Consider the following 17514-nt stretch of genomic DNA (forward strand, 5'->3'; position numbering starts at 1 on the left):
AAAGCGAACAAATATTCGAAAACAAATGTTTGCATAAGAAGCCAGCAGTATCCGTCCGTAAACAAAGCGGTTTACAGAGCCTGGTCTTTGCAGTTGAACATGGACACAGACAGGAGCATACAAGAAGGATATTGCGGAATCAGAATAGGAGAATGAAGATGGTAAAAGAAGAAAAGCTAAAAGCATTGGATGCAGCGCTGGGACAGATTGAGAAGCAGTTCGGCAAGGGCTCCGTTATGAAGCTGGGAGATAAGGGAGCCCATATGCAGATAGAGACGACACCCACCGGATGTCTAAGCCTTGATATGGCTCTAGGCCTGGGAGGCGTTCCCAAGGGAAGGATTATCGAGGTCTACGGACCGGAATCCAGCGGTAAGACTACGGTTGCCCTGCATATGGTAGCGGAGGTCCAGAAGCGCGGCGGAATCGCGGGCTTCATTGATGCGGAGCACGCTCTGGACCCTGTCTACGCTAAGAATATCGGAGTGGACATTGACAATCTGTACATATCCCAGCCGGACAACGGCGAACAGGCTCTGGAGATTACGGAGACCATGGTGCGCTCCGGAGCAGTGGATATCATCATCGTAGACTCTGTGGCGGCCCTGGTGCCGAAGGCAGAGATTGAGGGAGACATGGGCGATTCCCATGTAGGTCTTCAGGCGAGACTGATGTCCCAGGCATTAAGGAAGCTGACAGCCGTGACCAGCAAGTCTAACTGTACCGTGATCTTTATCAACCAGCTCCGTGAGAAGATTGGCGTGATGTTCGGCAATCCGGAGACTACGACAGGAGGCCGCGCCCTGAAGTTTTATTCCTCCATCCGCCTGGATGTGCGCCGTGTGGAGACCTTGAAGCAGGGCGGAGAGATGGTAGGCAACCGCACCAAGATCAAGGTAGTTAAGAATAAGATTGCCCCGCCCTTTAAGGAAGCAGAGTTCGACATTATGTTCGGTGAAGGTATTTCCCGTGAGGGGGATATCCTGGATCTGGCAGTGAATACAGGTGTGGTGAATAAGAGCGGCGCCTGGTATGCTTACAACGGCGACAAGATTGGGCAGGGGCGTGAGAATGCCAAGACTTATCTGCGGCAGAACGCAGCTGTGTGTCAGGAGATCGAAGAGCGCGTGCGCGAGGGCTTCGGCCTGGATTCCGCTGTGATTCCGGAGGAGAAACCGGCTGGCGAGCCAAAGGAAAAGAAGGCAAAGGCGGCTGCTGAAAAATAATGGATGAATTAAAACGGGCAAAGCACCGTGCCCTCTATCTTCTGGAACGGTGTGATCGGACAGAACAGGAGCTTCGAACGAAGCTTAGCCGGAATTATGATCCGGAGATTGTAGATGAAGCGGTCCGTTATGTAAAGCAGTATGGTTATATAGATGACAGACGATACGCCGTCAATTATCTGAAAAGCCGCTGCCAGGTAAAGAGCCGCCGGCAGGTAGAGCAGGAGCTTCTCTATAAGAAAGGGATTTCCCGTGATGTACTGGAGGAGGCCTGCCAGGAGACGGAACCTCAGGATGAAAGCCTTCTGATTCGAAGGTGGATGGAGAAGAAGCATTATTCCCCGGAGGAAGCTACCCAGGAGGAACAGCGCAGGTTGTATCTGTTTCTTATGCGCAGAGGATTTCGGAGTGAAGATATTTTAAAAGAACTCCGCTGCCGGGATGAATAAAAACTTCAGACAGCTCAGATAATTTCCCTATATTATGTGTGGAAATTCCGAGTTTTTTCCATACACTCTTGACCAAGAATTCCTATTTGTGCTAGTATGATAATGATGCCTTAGAGCAGGAAAAAAAGCAGCTTCAAGGCAGAAAGAAGAGCGTCTGCAGCGCCCGGACGGGCAGGCAGGTTCGATTTTAGGAGGAAATTATATGAATTTACTGGCAACAGGCGGCGGAACAATGGGATTTGAAGTTATCATTATGTATGTGGTATTGATCGGCGCCATGATGTACTTTATGGCAATCCGCCCCCAGAAGAAGGAGCAGAAGCGTGTGAACGCTATGCTTTCCACCATGGAGGTGGGGGATGTGGTAGTGACAACCAGCGGATTTTACGGCGTTCTGATTGACATTACTGAGGACGATGTGATTGTGGAATTCGGAAGCAACCGAAACTGCAGAATTCCTATGAAAAAAGCAGCAATAGCAGAGGTGGAGAAGAACAATGAGTAAGAAACCGACAGTATTGATGATTTTGGACGGCTACGGCCTGAATGAGAGAACAGACGGCAATGCAGTAGCCGAGGCAAAGACGCCGGTGATGGATAAGCTGATGGCAGAGTATCCCTTTGTGAAGGGCAATGCAAGCGGACTGGCCGTAGGACTTCCGGACGGGCAGATGGGCAATTCCGAGGTAGGCCACCTGAATATGGGAGCAGGCCGTATCGTATACCAGGAGCTGACACGTATCACAAAAGAGATCGAGGACGGCGTGTTTTTTGAAAACGAAGCTTTGGTAAAAGCTGTGGAGAATGCAAAGGCAAAGGATTCCGCTCTCCATATGTACGGCCTTGTATCCGACGGCGGCGTGCATAGCCATAATACCCATATTTACGGCCTTCTGGAGCTGGCAAAGCGTCATGGGCTTAAGAAGGTTTATGTTCACTGCTTTTTGGACGGAAGAGATACGCCTCCGGCCTCCGGCAAGGATTATGTGCAGGAGCTGGCAGACAAGATGGCGGAGATTGGCATAGGCCAGGTAGCTTCCGTCATGGGACGTTATTATGCTATGGATCGTGACAATCGCTGGGATCGTGTAGAGCTGGCATACAAAGCTCTTACAAAGGGCGAGGGTGTGGAAGCAGCCGATGGCGTCAGCGCCATTGCAGCTTCTTATGAGAAGGGTGTCAATGATGAATTCGTGGTTCCGGCTGTTGTGATGAAGGACGGGAAGCCTCTGGCAACCGTTCAGGATGGAGATTCCATTATCTTCTTTAACTTCCGTCCCGACCGGGCAAGAGAGATTACAAGGGCTTTCTGTGACGATGAGTTTACAGGCTTTGAGAGAGAGAAGAAGCTTGATCTCACTTATGTATGCTTTACAGAATATGATGTAACCATCCCCAATAAGCTGGTCGCTTTCCACAAGGTAGAGCTTCACAATACCTTCGGCGAGTATCTGGCCGCTCATGGAAAGACCCAGGCCCGTATTGCCGAGACGGAGAAGTATGCACACGTAACCTTCTTCTTCAACGGCGGCGTGGAAGAGCCAAACGAGGGTGAGGATCGTATCCTGGTGAAGTCTCCCAAGGTTGCCACCTACGATCTGCAGCCGGAGATGAGCGCTTACGGTGTCTGCGATAAGCTGACAGAGGCGGTGCGGTCTCAGAAGTATGATGTGATTATTATTAATTTTGCCAACCCGGACATGGTAGGCCATACAGGAATCGAGGCTGCGGCCGTTAAGGCTGTGGAAGCAGTGGACGAATGTGTAGGCAAGGCTGTTGAGGCTGTCAAAGAGGTGGGCGGCCAGATGTTTATCTGTGCCGATCACGGCAATGCGGAGCAGCTGGTAGACTACGGCACAGGTGCGCCCTTTACAGCCCATACCACCAATCCTGTGCCCTTTATTCTGGTTAATGCAGATCCGGCCTATAAGCTGCGTGAGGGCGGCTGTCTGGCGGATATCATTCCTACGCTGATTGAACTGATGGGAATGGAACAGCCAAAGGAGATGACAGGAAAGTCCCTGCTGGTAAAATAAAATGATAGTTTTTCTGATTGTTTCGCATAAGAGATAGAAAGAAGTATAGAACCTCTTTTTTCTGCAAAAGATACCTTATTAGACGATAAGCAGGAACAGCGCAAAAGCGTTATCTATTTTGCAGAAAAAGGAGGTTTTTTATGCACTTATTTTTACCGATTACAGATATTACGGCCAGGGAGATTCTAGATTCCAGGGGAAATCCTACCGTAGAGGCGGAGGTTACGGTGGAGGGCGGCATCACCGGCCGGGCTTCTGTGCCGTCGGGAGCGTCCACGGGCAAATTCGAGGCCGTGGAGCTGCGTGACGGCCAGTACCGCTATCTGGGCCTTGGCGTTGAGAAAGCGGTTCACAATGTAAATGTAAAGCTGACGGATGTACTGATCGGGGAGAATGCTCTTCGCCAGTCACGTATCGATCATCTGCTGGTTGATGCTGACGGCACAGACAACAAGTCTAACTTAGGCGCCAATGCTACTTTAAGTGTCTCTATGGCAGTGGCAAAGGCAGCGGCAAGGTTTTTGGAGCTGCCCTTGTATCAGTATCTGGGCGGCGCCCATGCTAAGCGGCTTCCTGTTCCCATGATGAATATTTTGAACGGCGGAAAGCATGCGGACAATACGGTAGACCTGCAGGAATTTATGATTATGCCAGTGGGGGCGTGTTGTTTTAAGGAAGGACTCCGGATGGGAGCAGAGATCTACTACAAGCTGAAGCTGCTCCTCAAAAAACGGGGCTTGTCCACGGCAGTGGGCGACGAGGGCGGCTTTGCGCCTGACCTTGCGGACTCCAGAGAGGTGCTGGACTGTATTGTAGAAGCCATTCAGATGGCAGATTATAAGCCGGGAGAGCAGGTACAGATTGCCATTGATGCGGCATCCAGCGAGCTTTACGATGAGAAAACGGGAGCTTATGTATTCCCCGGAGAGAGCCGTATGACTGGGGAAAAGGTTCTGCGTTCTCCTGAGGAAATGGTGGACTATTACGAAGACCTTCTGGAGCGCTATCCTATTGTATCCATTGAAGACGGGCTGATGGAAGAGGACTGGGACGGCTGGCAGATGCTTACAAAGCGTCTGGGGCGCCGGGTACAGTTAGTCGGGGACGATCTCTTTGTAACGAATGTAAAAAGACTCGGCATGGGCATAGAGAAGCATGCGGGCAATTCCATCCTGGTGAAGGTAAACCAGATTGGAACGGTTTCCGAAGCCATGGATGCCATTGAGCTGGCAAAGGTGAGCGGCTATACCACAGTGATTTCCCACCGTTCCGGTGAGACAGAGGAGGATTTTATTGCAGATCTGGCTGTTGCGGTGAATGCAGGCCAGATTAAGACAGGCGCACCCTGCCGTATGGACCGGGTTGCGAAGTATAACCAGCTTCTGCGGATTGAGGAGGAGCTGGGAGAAGTGGGGATGTATTACAATCCTTTTTACAGAAAGTCATAGAAAGTCTTTTATCGTTTTACCAAAGGATGACTGCACACAAGACGACTGCACATAAGACGACTGCATACAAGAAGATGCAACAAGACGATTGCAAACAAGATGATTGCCGCAATATATTTCTTGACACAAACCGGAACCTATGGTAAAGTCTAAAGGTATGGAAATTGCCGGTATTCAGTAATCGGACACTCCGACCCTTACTTGATATGCGGCTTATGAAAAAAAGGAGGCAGTCATTATGATCGCAAAAGAAAAAAAGCAGGCAATCATTGCCGAGTACGGCTTAAAGCCGGGTGACACTGGTTCACCGGAGGTGCAGGTAGCTATCCTGACCGCCCGTATCCAGGAATTAACCGAGCATCTGAAGGAGAATCCGAAGGATCATCATTCCAGAAGAGGACTCTTAAAGATGGTTGGCCAGAGACGTAATATGCTGGCTTATCTGAAGAGAACCGATATCACACGTTATCGTAGTCTGATTGAGAGACTTGGACTGAGAAAGTAAGCTTAAAAAGGGGCGGAGGGATACTTCCGCCCTCATTTACGTTTATGTAAACCTATCAACCAAACAGGAGAACAGAACCGAGACCACTGATGTATGTATGAGCGGCAGAGTGGTTACTGCTCACGCCGTGCCCAGTAACGCAGAGTGTTCATAGATAGATCAGTAGTTTCGGGGCCGCAGTCCGGAAAGCGGAGAGCGGCAGACAAGATTCTCCTGAACCAGAAAATGTAAGTAAAAGGCTGCTGGCCACGGCGTTGAACAGCAGCGAGGAAAAGAAAAGGAGATTACCCATGTACAAGAGTTATTCCATGGAGCTTGCAGGCCGCACACTGACCGTAGACATCGGAAGAGTGGCAAAGCAGGCAAGCGGAGCCGCATTTATGCACTACGGCGAAACTACTGTACTGTCCACGGCGACAGCATCAGACAAACCGAGAGAAGGCATTGATTTCTTCCCCTTAAGCGTAGAGTATGAGGAGAAGCTGTATTCCGTAGGCAAGATTCCCGGCGGATTCAATAAGAGGGAAGGCAAGGCATCCGAGAACGCCGTGCTTACCTCCCGTGTTATCGATCGTCCCATGCGTCCCCTGTTCCCCAAGGATTACCGCAACGACGTAACCTTGAACAATCTGGTTCTTTCCGTAGATCCCGGGTGCAGCCCTGAGCTGACTGCTATGCTGGGATCCGCCATTGCGACGGCTGTTTCCGACATTCCTTTTGCAGGACCCTGTGCAATGACCCAGATTGGAATGATCGACGGAGAATTTATCGTGAATCCGGGCCAGAATCAGTATAAGGTATCCGACCTTAAGCTGACGGTGGCATCTACCAGGGAAAAGGTGATTATGATTGAAGCAGGGGCCAATGAGATTCCTGAGGCCAAGATGATCGAAGCCATTTACCTGGCCCATGAGGTCAATCAGCAGGTCATTGCCTTTATTGACAAGATTGTTGCTGAGTGCGGCAAGGAAAAGCATACTTATACAAGCTGCGCAGTTCCCGAGGAGCTGTTTGCAGCCATCAGAGAGCAGGTTCCTCCTGAGGAAATGGAAAAAGCCGTATTTACAGACGAGAAGCAGGTGCGGGAGGAAAACATCCGCCAGATTACCGCAAAGCTGGAGGAAGCATTTGCGGAGAAGGAAGAGTGGCTTGAGGTTCTTGGAGAGGCTATTTACCAGTATCAGAAGAAGACCGTCCGCAAGATGATCTTGAAGGATCACAAGCGTCCCGACGGCCGCGAGATTACCCAGATCCGTCCGCTGGCAGCGGAGGTAGATCTGATTCCGCGGGTACACGGCTCTGCCATGTTTACCAGAGGCCAGACCCAGATCTGCAACATCTGTACCCTTGCGCCCTTATCTGAGGCTCAGAGACTGGACGGCCTGGATGAAAATGAGACAAGCAAGCGTTATATGCACCATTACAATTTCCCCAGCTACTCTGTAGGAGAGACAAAGCCGAGCAGAGGACCGGGGCGCCGGGAGATTGGACACGGGGCTTTGGCAGAGCGTGCGCTTCTGCCCGTGCTTCCCTCTGAGGAGGACTTCCCCTATGCTATCCGTACCGTATCCGAGACCTTTGAGTCCAACGGCTCTACTTCCATGGCTTCCACCTGTGCTTCCTGCATGTCTCTGATGGCGGCAGGCGTGCCCATCAAGAAGATGGTAGCCGGCATTTCCTGCGGTCTGGTGACCGGGGAGACCGATGATGATTATGTTCTGCTGACGGATATCCAGGGCCTGGAGGACTTCTTTGGAGATATGGACTTCAAGGTAACAGGAACTACCGAGGGTATCACGGCCATTCAGATGGATATTAAGATTCACGGTCTGACACGTCCTATCGTAGAGGGCGCCATTGCAAGATGCCGTGAGGCGCGGATGTTCATTATGGATACCTGCATGAAGCCCTGTATCGCAGAGCCCAGAAAAGAGGTTGGGCCTTATGCGCCGAAGATTATCCAGATTCAGATCGATCCCCAGAAGATCGGCGATGTGGTGGGCCAGAGAGGAAAGACCATCAATACCATCATTGAGCAGACCGGCGTGAAGATTGACATTGACGACGACGGAGCCGTATCCGTATGCGGCACAGACCAGGCCGGCATGGACAAGGCGGTTGAGCTGATCAAGATCATTGTGACCGATTTTGAAGAGGGCATGGTGCTCACCGGCAAGGTAGTCAGCATCAAGGAGTTCGGCGCCTTCCTGGAGTTCGCTCCGGGTAAGGAAGGAATGGTTCACATCTCCAAGATTGCAAAGCAGAGAATCAACCATGTGGAGGATGTGCTGACCCTGGGCGATGTGGTGAAGGTTGTATGCCTTGGCAAGGACAAGATGGGCCGGCTGAGCTTCAGCATGAAGGATGTAAAATAATGTAACTATTCTGCAGCCGGAACCGCTGCAGAATCATAGAACAGGCAGAATGCTTGTTTAGCGAACCATAAGAAGAGGTGTTGGAAAATAATTTTCTGACACCTTCTTTTACATAAACGCTTTGAAAGTACCTGTAAGGTGGAAAGGAATGTCCCTTATGAAATGTTCCGTTGCAATTTACGGCGCCCAGATGGTGGCTGTGAGAGTATACTTTGCTTTGAAGAAATTGTATCCGGATGTCCGGACGGAGGTTTTTCTTGTCAGCAGCCAGGCAGGCAATCCCTCCTCCATTGACGGAATTCCGGTTATGGAATTTAAGGAGTTTCACCGAAGAGACATGCGGATTCTGATTGCGGCTCCGGATGTACACCATAGTGAAGTGGCTGCCGCCCTGGAAAAAAGAGATTTTACGAATTATCAATGCATAGATTCCAAGGCAGAGGCAGAGCTTCTGAAAGCTTTCTATGGAGAAGAAGGGCGTTTTTGCCCTCTGGCTTCTTATAGTCTGGGGCCCGCAGAGACGGCTGGGAATGCAGAGAATATAGAGAATATAGAGCATACAAAAGGGGTTCCGCTCAATATTGCGGTCTATATGTCAAAGTTTTACAAAGACAGGCCGCTGAAAAGCGCCTATGAGCTGCCTGCCTGGGTGCATCCCATTCAGGCCGGGGCGGCTCTTACAGAAAGCCGGATTGCGGATATTCTGGATAATGAGGGGGAGCATATTTCCATGAAAAATCCCAATTATTCAGAGCTGACGGCTTCCTACTGGGCCGGAAAGCACGGAACGGCAGATTATCTGGGGCTGTATCATTACCGGCGGATTTTGGATGTGACGGGGGAAGACTTGCGTCGTATCGGGGCCAATGACATTGACGTGATTCTTCCCTACCCCTCCATGCACTGCCCGGATATCCGGGAGCACCGCAAGCGTTATCTGAAAGATGCAGACTGGGAGGCTATGCTTCTTGCGCTGAAGGAATTGGAGCCGGCCTATGGGGAAGCTCTTCCGAAGCTGTTTCAGGGGCAGTATTTTTATAATTTCAATATGCTGATTGCAAAAAGAGAGATATACCGGCAATACTGCGACTGGATGTTTCCGATTCTGGCAAGGACGGAGGAGCTGAGCGTTCCCAAAGGCAGTGAGCGGAAGGATCGCTACATCGGCTATCTGGGAGAGAGCTTAACCACCCTGTTCTTTTTATACCATGAAAAGGATTTTAAGATTGCGCATACAGGCTGTCTTATGTTAATCTGATAAGGAATCAAGGGAATTCGAAAGGATGGTGCAGGGATGGCAAGAACCGTTGGGATCGGCATACAAAGCTTTGAAAAAATAAGAAGAAACAACTGCTTTTATGTGGACAAGACAGGATTTATCAAAGAATGGTGGGAAAACCAGGATGATGTCACCTTAATTACCCGTCCCAGGCGTTTTGGAAAAACCTTGATGATGGATACTCTGGAACAGTTTTTCTCCATAAAGTACAAAGAGAACGGAGAACTGTTTGAGGGTCTGTCCATTTGGAAGGAAGAAAAATACCGGGAGCTCCAAGGCACTTACCCGGTGATAGCCTTAAGTTTTGCAGAAATAAAAGAGTGTAACTATAGAGATGTCCGCAGAAGGATGAATCAAATGCTGACAGGGCTGTATGCAAGGCACTATTACCTTATGAACAGCGATGCTTTCACAGCGGCAGACAGGCGGTTCTTTGAGAGCGTCCGGGAGGATATGGGGGATGTGGAAGCGGCTATGGCCCTTCAGAAGCTGTCGGAATTTCTTTTTCGCCATCACGGGAAGCGGACGTTGATTCTTCTGGATGAGTATGACACGCCGCTGCAGGAAGCATATGCAGGCGGCTATTGGGAAGAGCTTGCAGCATTTGTCAGAAGTATGTTTAACACTTCTTTTAAAAGCAATCCCTACCTGGAGCGCGCCATTATGACTGGAATCACCCGTGTCAGCAAGGAATCCATCTTTTCGGATCTGAATAATCTGGAAGTGATAACGGCGACTACCGGCAAATATGGAGATGCTTTTGGATTCACACAGAAGGAGATATCCGCCGCCTTAGAAGAGTATGGATTGACGGAAGAGAAAGAGGAGGTAAAGTACTGGTACGACGGTTTTACCTTTGGAGACGTAAGCAATATTTACAATCCATGGTCGATTATCAACTATCTGGATAAGCGTGAATACCGTCCGTATTGGGCAAACACCAGCAGTAATGGATTGATAGGAAAATTGATACGGGAGGGAGATCCCGGCATCAAGATGGCAATGGAAGATCTTCTGCATGGAAAAGCCTTTTCTACCGGACTGGACGAACAGATTGTATTCAGCCAGCTGGAAAGCAGAGAAAGCGCCGTCTGGAGCCTTTTGCTGGCAAGCGGCTATGTAAAGCTGAAAAGCTATACGCTCAAAGCGGGAAGAATAAAATGCGAAGTTCTCTTGACAAACCAGGAAGTCCGTGTAATGTTTGAAGAAATGATAGACGACTGGTTTGCAGAGTTTACGCCGGCTTACAATGGATTTGTAAAGGCTCTGCTTCGAGGCGATCTGGAAGAAATGAACTATTATATGAGTCGTGTGACAGAACAAACCTTTAGTTTCTTTGATACAGGAAAAAAGGCCTCCAAGACAGCAGAGCCGGAGCGCTTTTATCATGGCTTTGTCCTGGGGCTGCTGGCAGATCTGAGAGAGCAGTATATCCTGACCTCCAATCGTGAAAGCGGCCTCGGCCGATATGATGTGATGCTTGAGCCCACGGGAGAAGCGGACGATGCGATTATCATAGAATTTAAAGTATTTCGGCCGGAAAAGGAAAAAAGCCTGGAGGACACCTTGGAAGCCGCACTCACTCAGATAGAAGAAAAACATTACGCCGCCGCTCTGGAGGCCAAAGGCATCGCGCCGGATCGAATCCGCAAATACGGCTTTGTCTTTGAAGGAAAGAAGGTATTAATCGGATGAATCAATACAAAAAAGAAGTAAGCTACTGGGCAGCACAAGACAGCCTTTTATCCCCCCTGGAAGGAAACACCATCCTCCTTTCCGGCGCTGCCGGAATGGTGGGAAAATGTCTGATAGACATTCTGATGGAGCACAACAAACATGCAGAACAAAAAATCCGCATCACAGCCCTCAGCAGAAACAAAGAAAAGGCCAGAGAGCGTTTCGCCCAATATTGGGATCGGGAAGAATTCCAATACCTGTCCTGCGATGTGAATATTCCCATACCCCAGTGCGGCCCGGCGGACTACCTCATTCATGCGGCCAGCAACACCCATCCCATGCAGTATTCCCAGGACGCCATCGGCACCATAGCCACCAACATCACAGGAACACAGAATCTCCTGGAGTATGCCGTCTCCCACAAGACGAAGCGCTGCTGCTTCCTGTCCTCCGTAGAGATATACGGAGAAAACCGCGGAGACACGGAAAAATTTGAAGAAAATTACCTGGGCTACATCGACTGCAACACCGTCCGGGCCGGCTACCCCGAAAGCAAACGCCTGGGAGAAGCCCTGTGCAACGCATACCGCCAGACCCACAATCTGGAATTTGTCATATCCCGGCTGAGCCGCGTTTACGGTCCGACCATGCTGCTGACAGACTCCAAAGCAATCGCCCAGTTCATCAAAAAAGCCGCTGCAGGAGAAGACATCATATTAAAAAGCGAGGGAAATCAAAAATACTCCTACACCTATGTCACTGACGCAGCCTCCGCCATCTTATACACCCTGTTAAAGGGTGAGACCGGAGAAGCCTACAACGCAGCCGACGACCAGTCCGATATCACTCTGAAAGACATGGCCGCCTACCTGGCCCGGCTGGCTGGCTCCCGGGTGATCTTTCAGCTTCCGGAAGAAACCGAGCGCAGAGGTTATTCCGTTACCACAAAAGGAATGCTTGACGCATCCCGTTTAAAAAAGATAGGCTGGCAGCCCAGAGTACACATCAAAGAGGGATTAACTGACACGGTAGAATTCTTAGAGAAAAATCCTGAAGGCAGATTGTAAGCCGTCACATTACAAAAAACAGAAAGCTTACCGGCGCCGGGGCTCATCCTTCTGGGGATGCCCCGGCGCTGCTGTCTGCCGTTTCTGCATTCTGCTCCCCGTCAGCAGAAGCGTCATCTGCCGCTTCCCCCCGGGGTTCTTTTGGAACAAACTTTAGAAAATAAGCATAAATATCCACCACTGCCTGATAAAGCTCCTCCGGAATCTCCGATCCCAGATTCAGCTGCGTCAGCACCGTGGCCAGTGAATTGTCCTCATACACCGGCACTCCGTTGTCATTGGCCACCTCCACGATCTTCTCCGCCAGATACCCCATCCCGGAGGCCACAATCACCGGAGCCGCATTCCGGTTCTCATCATATTTTAAAGCAACTGCTTTTTTGTTCAAAACCTCATTAAATTGTGACATTGACCGAATTCTTCCTTTCAAAAATCTTTGGAAATACCGCGGATACCGGAATCGACCCCTTGGCCTGCTCCACTCCCAGGTACTCACAGTTCAAACCGTTCCGTTCCAGAATCTCCCCCATTCCCTTCTTAATATCCGATTCAAAGGTGGACAAGTGTTCCGGATAGAAGAGCCGCATGCTTATATTTTCCTTCTCATACACCATCAGAAGATCGAAGAACCCCACATCCTTAATGTCAAACTTAATCAAAAGCTTGGATGTCCGCTCCTTGGGGTCCGCAGAAGCGCTTCCGTCCTCATCGGGATCAATCCACATCTCCGAGAACATCAGCTGCCCGTTCAGCTCAATGGGAAGCATCAGATGGAGAACCGGCATATACACGCTCTCGTTAAGGAGCAGGGCGTTAACCACATTCTCAAATACCTGGCGGTTCTCAAGCCCGGCATCCCCCCGTATTCCGCTTTCTACAATGCTTAAGAACTTATCAGCCCAGGCGCATTTTCCGGCGGCCTTGTCAAAATTCATCCGCATCAGAAGCTCCCGGAGCTGTTCCTCGTCCATGCCCTCAAAGGTCTTCTGGAAGGAGGGGAACTTCAGCAGATTCTTAAAATCCGAGATGAGCTGATCCAAATCCCCGTTCTCATACCGGGCCGCATTGTAAGTAAGCTGCGCTACCAGATCACGGAGAGAACCCATATTCCGGGTCTGGGCTATGTACTTTGCAAGAAAGGGAATGATATCCTGCTGAAGGCGGGCCGTATTCTGCGCCGTATCCTGGGGGCCTTTGTGGCCCAGGCCCTGGGTGAGCTGATCCAGAAGCTCACGCTGCTCATGGAACATGTATTTTTTAATATCGCTTAGGAGATCCTTCATATTCTCCATCAGATGCTTGCCCGAGGACATATCGGAGTACCGTTTTAAAAAGGCAAGGATAGCAGCCCTCTGCTCCACCGTGGGGGCGTTGTTCAGGGCTTCGCGCATAAGCGCAAAAAAAGGCCCTTGAAAGCGGACGGAGCCGGACAACTGATTTTTCAGAAATTCCACAAGCTCTGCGTCGGTCATCTTCAAAAGCTGGAAAAAGGTGGAAATATCCTCCGCTGTGTCTGCGCCGATGCCGGCCTCCACCAGATTCGCCATGCCGCCGAACATCAGCTTGGACATGGTGTCCGAGAGCTCCGGCGTGTCCCTAAGAAGCTGTACAAAGGCTCCGAAATTGGAATCATAGCTTGCGCTTAGCTGGGCGCCGCTTTGGGAATTGGCGTCGGAACGGTTGTCGGGCCGCACTACCCGGTTTGGATCCACCGGATTCTGAATCTGCATTTTGTCCGGCTGGTTCTGGGTATTATTCCTTACATTATTCTCATAGCCTGTTGGTGGAGTGGTCACTCGTAAAATATTTGCCATTTTTTTCTCCCGATATGATAAATTTCTCTTATTTTTTTATTATTATCTTCCGATATATAATATATATCTCAAAATAAGGTGGTGCTAATATTATGGACAATGGTATGGACAACATGCTGGACATGTATCTTTTTGAAACAAATTCATTACTTGAGCAGTTAGACGAGCTATTAATAGAGGCAGAGAAGAATGAGGAGTTTACTACGGATGATGTTAACGAAATCTTCCGGGCCATGCACACGATCAAAGGTTCCTCGGCCATGATGGAATTCAACTCTCTGATGACAATTGCCCACCGGATTGAAGACCTGTTTTTCTTTGTTCGGGAAAACGGTATCGATTCCCTCAACAGTACGGATAAGAGCGAATTGTTTAATCTAACGTTCAAGTCCACGGATGTGCTCCGGGGCGAAGTTGAGAAGCTGGAGAATAACGAGCCTCTTAGTACTAATATCGACAGTATGACTTCAGAAATTAATAGTTTTCTGAATAAAATTAGCGGCACAGGCGAACCGGAGGAGGAAGCCCCGGCCGCTCAGGAGGATGTACCGGAAGTTAAGGCCTCCGGCGGAAGCGAGGCAGGCCAGAAGCTTGTGGAGTCTTTCGGAAGCAAATGCCCGTTTTTCCTTCAGATCTTTTTTGACGAAGGCTGCGGCATGGAGAATCTCAGAGCTTTTATGCTGGTGAACGCCCTTCACGGAACGGCCATGGAATTTGAATTCTATCCCGAGGACGTGGAGAGCAACGGAGCTGCCAGCGAGGCCATTATCGACCATGGCTTCTTTGTGGGCCTGCATTCCGAGGAGGATGTGAATAAGGCCATCGCCGTAGTGGAGGAGCAGGGAAGCATCCAGACCTACGAGGTGATTCACGCCCAGGAGAAGAAGGCGGAGGACGAGAAACCCAAGGCGGCAGATGTACCGAAGGAAGCTCCGGCCCAGGCAGAACCGGCCAAGGGGAATCCGGCCGTGAAAGAGGCTGCCGGCGCCCAGCCCCAGCAGCATGCAAAGCAGAGCCTTATCAGCGTGAACCTTTCCAAGCTGGATGCGCTGCAGGCTATTGTGGGAGAGATTGTAATCACAGAGTCCATGGTAGCGTCTTCGCCGGAGCTTCAGGGCCTGAAGCTGGACAGCTTCCTGAAGTCCACGCGTCAGCTTCGGAAGCTGACGGATGATCTTCAGGATATCAGCATGTCCCTTAGAATGGTGTCCATCTCCGGTACTTTCCAGAAGATGAACCGGATTGTCCGGGATATGAAGAAGGCATTGGGTAAGGATGTGCGCCTGACGATTATCGGTGAGGATACAGAGATTGATAAGACCATTATCGACAGCATCAGCGATCCCATTATGCATATTGTGCGTAACTCCATGGACCATGGCATTGAGGTTACCAAGGAGGAGCGTATCGCAGCCGGCAAGGATCCGCAGGGAGAACTTGTTTTATCCGCTTCCCATACGGGCAGCGAGGTGATTATCTCCATTTCCGACGACGGGCAGGGCATGGATACGGAGAAGATCCTGGCCAAGGCAGCGAGAAACGGACTTCTGACAAAACCTGAGAGCGAGTATTCGAAGAAAGAGATTCTTGCATTACTGATGCTGCCGGGCTTCTCTACCAACGAAGAGGTGACGGAGTTCTCCGGCCGCGGCGTTGGCATGGACGTTGTGAAGAAGAACGTGGAGAGCGTAGGCGGAACCATCAGCATCACAAGCGAGCTGGGACAGGGAAGCTGTACTACCTTGAAGATTCCGCTGACTATGGCCATTGTAGACGGTATGGAGATTCGCGTGGGACGGTCCATTTTCACCATTCCCATTTCCAATATCCGCCAGTCCATCAAGATTGCCAAGGAGAATGTGCTGCATGACGCCAAGGGCAACGAGATTGTGAAAATTATGGATGAGTTTTATCCCATTATCCGTCTCCATGAGTTCTATAACATTGAGCCGGAGGTAACGAACATTGAGGACGGCATTCTGATCTGGGTAGAGGCAGGCGACCATTCCTACTGTATGTTTGTGGATGAGCTTCTGGGAGAACGCCAGATAGTGGTAAAACCGCTTCCTTCCTATTTAAATAGCTTCAATATCAAGGATTACGGAATCAGCGGTTGTACCATCCTGGGTGACGGAAACATCAGTATTATCCTGGAAGTAATGAATCTTTATAATGCGGCAAATGTATAATATATAGAGAGTTGGAGGAAAATACATGTCTACGGAACAAATGCAGAATACAAATATGGACGGTCAGGAGAATGCGGCACCCGAGGCTGACATGTCCATGGAGCGTTACTTAACCTTTCGTTCAGACGGCACTACAATGGGCGTGAGTACCGATTATGTTATTGAGATTCTTACGGATCAGATGATTACCGAGATTCCCATGGTGCCCAATTTTATCAAGGGAATCATCAATATGCGCGGACAGATTGTGCCGATTATTGACATGCGGCTTAAGATGGGCAAGTTTGCCGACAGCACAGATACCACTTGCATCATTGTCCTGGAGATTGATTCTACCTGTGTGGGAATCCAGGTGGACGGAGTAGAGCAGGTATTGGATATTGATAAGACTCAGATTTCGCCGATTCCTGTGGAGGATCAGCAGGGACTGGTGGACGGAATGATTTCCCTAAGCAGCCAGGAGGTGCTGTTGTTCCTGAACTGCCAGGAGTTAATTCGCACGTATTAAGGATGAGCTCCCGGGGGCCTGCAAAAAACGCAGAGCCTTCCGGGAGTATATCGAGTTAAGCGGCTTTACCCTTAAGTGCTGTCACACAGCGGCTTTAAAACGGAACTGGAATAGGAGGATGTTATGCTTACAATCACAGATGGCGATTTTCTGCGGCTGATTAACTTTGTGAAGGCCAATTACGGAATTGATTTATCTAAGAAAAAGCAGCTTATTATGGGCCGGCTTTCAGGAACCATTATGTCTATGGGCTTTGAGTCCTTTAAGGATTACGTGGATTATCTGCTGAAGAACAAAAAGCCGGAAGATCTGGAGCTGATGCTGAATAAGCTTACTACAAACTACACATATTTTATGCGTGAGGAAGCTCATTTCAAATTCTTTACGGAGACCATACTTCCTTATCTGGAAAAGACCAAGAAGAATAAGGTCTTAAGCATCTGGAGCGCTGGATGCTCCTCCGGAGAGGAACCCTACACGATTTCCATGCTGCTGAAGGAGTATTTCGGCTCTAAGCCGGGATGGGACACCCGGGTGCTGGCCACGGATATTTCCAGGAATGCCCTAGGGGCGGCCCAGCATGCAGTGTACGATGAAAGCTCCTTAAAGGAAGTGCCTCCCACCTGGAAGACCAAGTACTTTGTCAAGACGCCGGAGCCTGGAATCTATGAGGTTGCGCCGCTGATTAAGAACAATGTTATTTTCCGGACCTTTAATCTTATGGAGCCTATCCATTTCAAGCTGAAGTTTGACGTGATTTTCTGCAGAAATGTTATGATTTACTTTGACCAGGCGACGAAGGAGGCTCTGGTGAAGCGTTTCTATCAGGCTACCAATCCGGGAGGATATCTGCTGATTGGCCATTCAGAGAGTTTGAATAAGGAAAATACGCCTTACAAGTATCTGATGCCGGCCACATATCGAAAAGAATAATATCAACT

The 17514-nt window shown here is 49.8% G+C and carries 15 protein-coding genes; 13 read left to right on the forward strand and 2 right to left on the reverse strand.

Features of this window, described 5'->3' with window-relative positions; genetic code table 11:
* Positions 1-158 precede the first annotated feature (158 nt).
* The 10 genes from recA (at position 159) to VV089_RS02710 (ending at position 12062) form a co-directional block, all read left to right on the forward strand.
* Positions 159-1226 (forward strand): recombinase RecA, encoded by a 1068-nt coding sequence (gene recA / locus VV089_RS02665; protein WP_172540685.1) that lies wholly within the window; start codon positions 159-161, stop codon positions 1224-1226.
* Positions 1226-1675 carry a regulatory protein RecX gene (locus VV089_RS02670; RefSeq protein WP_334334865.1) on the forward strand — a complete coding sequence of 150 codons (450 nt, stop codon included), beginning with the start codon at positions 1226-1228 and terminating at the stop codon, positions 1673-1675. The genes recA and VV089_RS02670 overlap by 1 nt, the downstream gene beginning before the upstream one ends.
* 202 nt (positions 1676-1877) lie before the next feature.
* Positions 1878-2180, forward strand: a complete 303-nt coding sequence (gene yajC, locus VV089_RS02675; protein ID WP_172540686.1) for a preprotein translocase subunit YajC — start codon at positions 1878-1880, stop codon at positions 2178-2180.
* Positions 2173-3711: a 2,3-bisphosphoglycerate-independent phosphoglycerate mutase gene (gene gpmI, locus VV089_RS02680; RefSeq protein ID WP_334334866.1), complete on the forward strand. Its 1539-nt coding sequence runs from the start codon at positions 2173-2175 to the stop codon at positions 3709-3711. The genes yajC and gpmI overlap by 8 nt, the downstream gene beginning before the upstream one ends.
* A 140-nt stretch (positions 3712-3851) precedes the next feature.
* Positions 3852-5159: a phosphopyruvate hydratase gene (gene eno / locus VV089_RS02685; protein WP_172540688.1), complete on the forward strand. Its 1308-nt coding sequence runs from the start codon at positions 3852-3854 to the stop codon at positions 5157-5159.
* Between the two features lie 238 nt (positions 5160-5397).
* Positions 5398-5664 carry a 30S ribosomal protein S15 gene (gene rpsO, locus VV089_RS02690; RefSeq protein ID WP_172540689.1) on the forward strand — a complete coding sequence of 89 codons (267 nt, stop codon included), beginning with the start codon at positions 5398-5400 and terminating at the stop codon, positions 5662-5664.
* Between the two features lie 290 nt (positions 5665-5954).
* A complete protein-coding gene (locus VV089_RS02695) occupies positions 5955-8039 on the forward strand; it encodes a polyribonucleotide nucleotidyltransferase (protein ID WP_172540690.1) in 2085 nt (694 codons plus the stop codon).
* Positions 8040-8196: 157 nt separating this feature from the next.
* Positions 8197-9297: a DUF4422 domain-containing protein gene (locus VV089_RS02700; RefSeq protein WP_334334867.1), complete on the forward strand. Its 1101-nt coding sequence runs from the start codon at positions 8197-8199 to the stop codon at positions 9295-9297.
* Positions 9298-9333: 36 nt separating this feature from the next.
* Positions 9334-11013: an AAA family ATPase gene (locus VV089_RS02705; protein ID WP_334334868.1), complete on the forward strand. Its 1680-nt coding sequence runs from the start codon at positions 9334-9336 to the stop codon at positions 11011-11013.
* Positions 11010-12062: an NAD-dependent epimerase/dehydratase family protein gene (locus VV089_RS02710; RefSeq protein ID WP_334334869.1), complete on the forward strand. Its 1053-nt coding sequence runs from the start codon at positions 11010-11012 to the stop codon at positions 12060-12062. The genes VV089_RS02705 and VV089_RS02710 overlap by 4 nt, the downstream gene beginning before the upstream one ends.
* Before the next feature lie 43 nt (positions 12063-12105).
* On the opposite strand, the gene VV089_RS02715 is transcribed toward VV089_RS02710, so the two are convergent.
* Entirely contained in the window at positions 12106-12471 is a 366-nt protein-coding gene (locus VV089_RS02715; protein WP_334334870.1) for an EscU/YscU/HrcU family type III secretion system export apparatus switch protein, read from the reverse strand.
* Positions 12458-13876 (reverse strand): hypothetical protein, encoded by a 1419-nt coding sequence (locus tag VV089_RS02720; RefSeq protein ID WP_172540695.1) that lies wholly within the window; start codon positions 13874-13876, stop codon positions 12458-12460. Before VV089_RS02720 ends, VV089_RS02715 begins: the two co-directional genes overlap by 14 nt.
* Positions 13877-13968: 92 nt before the next feature.
* Between VV089_RS02720 and VV089_RS02725 the strand changes: the two genes are divergently transcribed.
* The 3 genes from VV089_RS02725 (at position 13969) to VV089_RS02735 (ending at position 17506) form a co-directional block, all read left to right on the forward strand.
* The gene (locus tag VV089_RS02725) at positions 13969-16065 is read left to right on the forward strand and encodes a chemotaxis protein CheA (protein ID WP_172540696.1); all 2097 of its coding nucleotides are present in this window, start codon (positions 13969-13971) and stop codon (positions 16063-16065) included.
* Positions 16066-16090: 25 nt separating this feature from the next.
* Positions 16091-16573, forward strand: coding sequence for a chemotaxis protein CheW (locus tag VV089_RS02730; protein ID WP_172540697.1), 483 nt, complete (start codon positions 16091-16093; stop codon positions 16571-16573).
* A 123-nt stretch (positions 16574-16696) separates the two neighbouring features.
* Complete coding sequence (locus VV089_RS02735) at positions 16697-17506, forward strand: CheR family methyltransferase (protein WP_172540698.1); 810 nt, start codon at positions 16697-16699, stop codon at positions 17504-17506.
* Positions 17507-17514: the final 8 nt, after the last annotated feature.

It is taken from the genome of Candidatus Merdisoma sp. JLR.KK011, from assembly GCF_036941125.1.
Lineage (GTDB): Bacteria > Bacillota > Clostridia > Lachnospirales > Lachnospiraceae > Laedolimicola.